Annotated in this window: 6 protein-coding genes; 1 reads left to right on the top strand and 5 read right to left on the bottom strand. The window is 32.3% G+C overall.

From position 1 onward, the window contains the following. From F3G98_RS08705 to F3G98_RS08685, 5 genes are all read right to left on the bottom strand, one after another. Positions 1-142 (bottom strand): ATP-dependent Clp protease proteolytic subunit (locus F3G98_RS08705; protein WP_223231341.1); only part of this gene is annotated, 142 nt, incomplete at its 3' end. Next, positions 132-1,325: a hypothetical protein gene (locus F3G98_RS08700; RefSeq protein WP_149726041.1), complete on the bottom strand. Its 1,194-nt coding sequence runs from the start codon at positions 1,323-1,325 to the stop codon at positions 132-134. The genes F3G98_RS08705 and F3G98_RS08700, both read right to left, overlap by 11 nt. Positions 1,326-1,650: 325 nt before the next feature. Beyond that, entirely contained in the window at positions 1,651-1,869 is a 219-nt protein-coding gene (locus tag F3G98_RS10830) for a site-specific integrase (protein WP_262974964.1), read from the bottom strand. A gap of 183 nt (positions 1,870-2,052) precedes the next feature. Next, positions 2,053-2,355, bottom strand: coding sequence for a type II toxin-antitoxin system RelE/ParE family toxin (locus F3G98_RS08690; protein WP_149726040.1), 303 nt, complete (start codon positions 2,353-2,355; stop codon positions 2,053-2,055). Continuing rightward, positions 2,348-2,611, bottom strand: coding sequence for a type II toxin-antitoxin system prevent-host-death family antitoxin (locus F3G98_RS08685; protein ID WP_149726039.1), 264 nt, complete (start codon positions 2,609-2,611; stop codon positions 2,348-2,350). Before F3G98_RS08685 ends, F3G98_RS08690 begins: the two co-directional genes overlap by 8 nt. A gap of 201 nt (positions 2,612-2,812) precedes the next feature. On the opposite strand from F3G98_RS08685, the gene F3G98_RS10510 reads away from it, so the two are divergent. Then, positions 2,813-5,485, top strand: a 2,673-nt coding sequence (locus F3G98_RS10510; RefSeq protein WP_188116994.1) for a hypothetical protein, incomplete at its 3' end; no start/stop codon positions are given.

The raw sequence follows: 5,485 nt of genomic DNA, 5'->3' as shown, positions 1-5,485 counted from the left end.
CAGCTAGCCCCACGCAAAATGTATTGATTGGTGATTTTATGGTCTTCATAAAGTCGATTAGTCCAAAGCCATCATATATCGAGCCTCCAGGACCACTTATATATATGTTTATGTCGCTTTGATCTACGCTGTCAAGATACAAAAGCGTCGGAGAGATTGTAACCCATCATTCCCCTAACTAGGTCATTATATTCTTCAAGATTCTTTCTATTGTTTTTATTTGTATTGTGGCCTAATTCATCTGCAACATTTACAATGGAATCACTTATGTTGTTTATATGATCGTATTCTACTAATTTCTTAGCAAAGTTGCCTCTCAAGCGATGATCACTAACTTTTTTATCACTTATAACTTTTCTTATGCAGCCATTGGCTTTTTTATTAAAAGACTTTATTGTAGGGTATTTTTCTTTTATGGTTTTAACCCATTTATAATTATGCAAGTCTTTGATATTTTCATGTAGGACAATTACTCTTTTGGATTCGCTACTGTATTTGCCTTTTGCTGTATCTATAATGACACAATTATATGCTTGCTTATTCACTCTTTTTTCGCCACGTTTCTGTATTCCATCTTTAGAATTTAAAAGACTACCTTGAAATTTTTCAGCTACAATTAAATTTATATCATTTATCCCAATGCTTTTACTATCAAGAAATTCTTGAAGTAGTTTTGATACAAATCCGTATTCTTTTTTTGTGCTTTCGCTAAACTTTTGTCTTGATCCAACACTTTCTAAATAGTTTTCAACTAAATCTTCTATAGTTGTTATATTTAGTGAATCTTTGTTAGGTTTGATTGGCTTTATTTTGGTTTTCTTTTTCTTTTCTTTATAGTTTAATATCTCTGACACGATATAATGTGGTATAAAAGCAATAAGCCCATCTTTTACCTCTACTGTATTGCCACTAGGAATTTCTTTAGCATTCTTTTTCTTATGGGCTGGTTTTTTCTCTGGTACAGCTGGACAAAAACTATTTATTAACTCCTCTACAGGTAGATCATCATCTATTGGGACGGCAGGTCTTTGGGTAGTATCGGCCTTGAATTTTAAGGCACTAAGTCGCTCATCTATTATATTATCAAGCTTTTTAGCTCCAGGCAAATGGACAGAGTATGGAAATAGGCCAAAAAGATTAAAGCATATCTTTAGCCAGCAATCTTTACTCTTATCAGTTGTGGCTCTCTCATATCCCTTTGTGAGACAATATTTTATATCATCAGATAGTTCTTTTATCTTGTCTTGATAATAAAACTTTATTCCTAGATGATTTAATTCATTAAAATCATCGACTTCAAGTTCCTGTTTAATGTCTTTTGTCATGAAAAATCCTTTAATGGAATGTTTATATATAATTATACCTATCAAGTTAAATATTTTAGGGTATTTTTAAATAATTAGTAAATAAAAAATATCAAGCCCCTTTAATGCCTCTTTTTTAGCCTTCAAGGACACTCCTTTTGCATATGTATCAGTTGCTAGGTCTATGCTATGTCCCAAAAGAAAAGAAGTAAGATCTGCTAGAGAATTTTCCAAACAATAGTCTTTAACGGCTTTTGCGAAATTGCCACGCAGTCTGTGAAAACTAACGTTTGCACTTGGGATAGATTTGTGGATATGTCTATTTAGGCACTTTCCAAAATAATCACTACTCTCTTTTTCCTTTCTTGATTTGCTCTAGCCACTTTAAATCAGCCAAATGCTCAATATTCTTATGTAGAGGAATTTGCCTATATTTGCTAACGCCTCCTTTTTGCTTGGCTGTCTTAACATTTATAAATTTTATGCCATCTTCTTCGCCTACACTTTTGCTATCAAGTTGCCAAATTTCATTAAGCCTTAGCCCAGTATGAAGGGCAAACATCATATAGTTTCGTAGGTCAAGCCTTTTTGTATCAAAAACTATTTTTAGTTCATCTAGGCTAAAGTTATCTTTCGGTGACTTCTCATCGGCTGGAATTTTAAAAGATGTTTATGTATATTTTCACAAAAAAAGAGTGCTAGGATTAGTGGATATTTATTTTAGATAGATATTATTGAAGTTGTATGTCTAAAAAGCGCTTGGTGTATATCTAATAGTAATGATTATAACAGCCTTATCTTTTTCATCTACCCTATAAATCACTGTGTAGTTTTTAACAAATAGCTGTCTATAGCCCATATTGGCATATCTGCCAACTTTTCTAATAGCACCACGATTTGGCATCTCATCTAGACTAAGGATAGCGTTTTTGATAGCCTCTAGTGTAGAGTTTGCAGCACCTGACGAGAGCAAAGATAGTGCGATATATTTATAAATCGCTTCAAGCTCTTCATAAGCTTGTGGTGAGATTAGGACTTTATATTTATTCAAGATACTTACTTTTTAAACTAGCAAAAACGTCTTTTGCTTCTAGCATCTTTGTATCTGCTGTTATCTTAGCTTCAGATGATGCGATGGCGCTATCTATATCGGCTGTGGCTACTAGCTTATCGTATGTCTTTATACTCATCACAACCAAGTCGCCATAGCCATTTTTAGTTACAAATATTGGTTCATCCTTGCTATTGCATAGCTGTGAAATTTCATTTGTGTTTCTAAGCTCTTTTATAGGTATTATTTGAGGCATATGCTATTTCCTTTTAATAATATGACATGATTATAGCATAATTGTGTTAGAAATTTAGATGGCTTGTCTAACTAACTTGGCAAACTAAAAAATATAAGCCAAAGCATCAAACATTTCCCACCTTCCTTTAGCCCATAATAAATTAATAATATTATAAATACAATCACAATAAAATATCTAAAACAGTAGTGGTGGCTTAATATGCAAAACAACGAAATAAAAATAACCTACTCTTGCGAAGAGACATTAAAAAAGATAAAAGAGTATATGGCTGATGCAAAATGTGTAACTCTTTATACGTCTAGCTTGAATTCACTCACATCGTACTCTAACGGCATAGCTAATGAGATCATATCTAATCTAATATTTTCTAAGAAGAGAGATAAAAAAGATGTATCGATCGTATCTGACTTTTATATAGATAAAGAGAGCTTTACTGATAGCAAGCTAAATAGAATAAGAGAATTTGAATATAGAGATATACCAGTAAAGATCGTCCATAAAAAGAGTGCGGTTGATAAGTTTTTTGCAAATTTAAAAGAGAAGATAAGCCCCATAAAAAGTAAAGCAAGATATGAAGCTGAACTTGAAGCTGCTCAAGATGAGCACGAGAGAAATTTGCTAAAAAGCATGGGTGAAACAAAGACAGAAGCTATAAGCTTTTATGATATGTTTGAGGTCATAGTATCCAACTATGATGACGCCAAAGATATCGTAAAAGAGTGCCTAAATACATTAAAAAATGATCTACTAAGCGATGCTAGCTCTTTGATATCTAGCGAAGGACTAGATGGAGCTAAATTTGAAAAAAGCATTGAAGAGTGCTTTAGAGAGTTAGATAAGAATTTAAGTGAGTTAAATAAAGAAAGCGGAGAGTTTTTACTAAAGCAAATATTTCTTTTTATACTAAGCATAGTTGATCTAAGTGACCCAAAGGCTGCACTCAAAAAGGCAAACGGATGCTTTTTGTTCTATGAGCTTAGTAAATTAACCTACAAGATGGTTGAGCATCAAAGCAATAGATCTCTTTATGGCGTAACCTTACCTATCCTTAGCTTTTTCACATCTAGATTTGCTTCTATTATAAATACCCTAAATATAAACTCAAGCTGCAATGTATTAGTATTTAAACAAGATAAATCCTCTAACTCTGGCTTTTTTATAGACTTTACCCACCTAAATTTAGACTATATCTACTTTAGAGACGACAATAACCTAAATGAGGTTAATTGCAACGCAGATGAGGGATATAGTGTATTTGGTCATTTAGATGATCTATCGGTATTTGATCATACTAAGGATGTCTGCTCTTATGATATAGTAAATAAAAACTTAGGCTTTGGCTCTAGTGATGATACGCTCTTTAAAAGACTAAAGGATCAAATAAAAGGACTAAATGCAAATTTAAATTTTATCTGCGCTTCAAATTTCAACTCTATAAAACTAGCCAATCTAATAGCGAACAAGTCCGATAAAAATGGCACATCTGCAAACGATGAGATGAACAGCAAAGATTTTTCAAATTTAAATAAAAACTATGTTGTGCTTTCAAACTCACCTTTTAGATCAAGTGCAGGTCTTAGAGAAGAAGTAATAAGTAAATGCCTAGATCAAGTGATAGAAGACGGGCTAAATAGACCCAACAACCCCAACCTAGTAAAACAAAAATTTACTGACATAAAAACCCTAAGTCCTATTAAGGATTACAGCCAGTACAGCATAAACATCAATAAAGAAAACAATAGATCAACTCTTGTTTTAAATTTATCCCCTTTTGCAAGAATAGATAAAAAATATATAGACAACATAGAGCAAAAAAGGGAAGAATTTAAAGAGATCGCCTATCAAGATGATACCAACTATCTTGATAACTACACCAAATACGAAGAGTTATTTAAGACAAATTTCTCTCACGTAAATGCTTATGCTAAGCAACCAAATGATATGGAGAAGATCAAAAAAAGTGAAGAAGAGTATATGAAAAAGGTAACTCTCTCTTTTAAAGCAGTGTTTGATAAGGTAAATGAAAACACCTTAAACAGAAGAGAGGCTGAAGCATATAACAATAGCAATATCTCAAGCCAACTTATAGATGATATAAAAAACGGCTCATCAACCGCAGATGAATACCAATCACAAATGCAACGTATAATACAAACCCTCCCAAAGCGCTACTCTTTCATAGAGGCACTATCTCTTAGTGTGGCTTACTTTATAATGACTAAAAGCTATTCAAAAAAAATGATAAAGAAAAGCATTCAAGATGGTGATGAATATATAGTAATAGAAGATGATGAGATAAAAGCCTTGCACTCAAACTCTATAATAAGAATTTTTGATAGAGATTTAAAGCTATTTTTTTACAAAGACTCAGTAAAAAGTAGTGGTCTAAAAAGTGGTGAGTATCTATGTATAGAAGAAATTTCTAAATATATGGATGGAGTAAATAACAAAGATGTAGTTAGTGTTGAAGAGCTTTTAGCTGAAAATGAAGTTGGTAAAAATGCAGATATCAAAGACCCTTTGCAAAAAGATCTAATGAAGCTTCTTATAGAGCAAGCTGACAAGATAGATGAGAACTATAAAAAAGATGAAGCTGCTATAAAAGAGGCTATCGCCACTAAGAATAAAAACACTCTAAAAGAGGCTATAAATTTAAAAGATATAGCATATAGCAATGATAGAGATATAAATAAAGAGGTAACCTCGTTATTAGTAAAAACTACTATAGAAGAGGTATTTCCACTAGCGAAATTTGTTGGCGAAGATGGCATATCTAAGATATATGAATCACTTGGCTCTTATATATTTAATAAAGACGCAAAGGCACTAAGAGAAACATTTCTTGATGAGCTTGGGGTATTAAATTTAGTA

It is taken from the genome of Campylobacter concisus (genome assembly GCF_902460895.1).
Classification (GTDB): Bacteria; Campylobacterota; Campylobacteria; order Campylobacterales; family Campylobacteraceae; genus Campylobacter_A; species Campylobacter_A concisus_BC.
Note: the sequence above shows the minus strand (reverse complement) of the source record. Positions and strands in the feature narration are given on the sequence as shown.

What these genes read in the sequence shown, in the direction of transcription:
- F3G98_RS10830 (WP_262974964.1), bottom strand. Translation starts at nt 1,869, where the DNA reads ATGATGTTTGCCCTTCATACTGGGCTAAGGCTTAATGAAATTTGGCAA.
- F3G98_RS08700 (WP_149726041.1), bottom strand. Translation starts at nt 1,325, where the DNA reads ATGACAAAAGACATTAAACAGGAACTTGAAGTCGATGATTTTAATGAA.
- F3G98_RS08685 (WP_149726039.1), bottom strand. Translation starts at nt 2,611, where the DNA reads ATGCCTCAAATAATACCTATAAAAGAGCTTAGAAACACAAATGAAATT.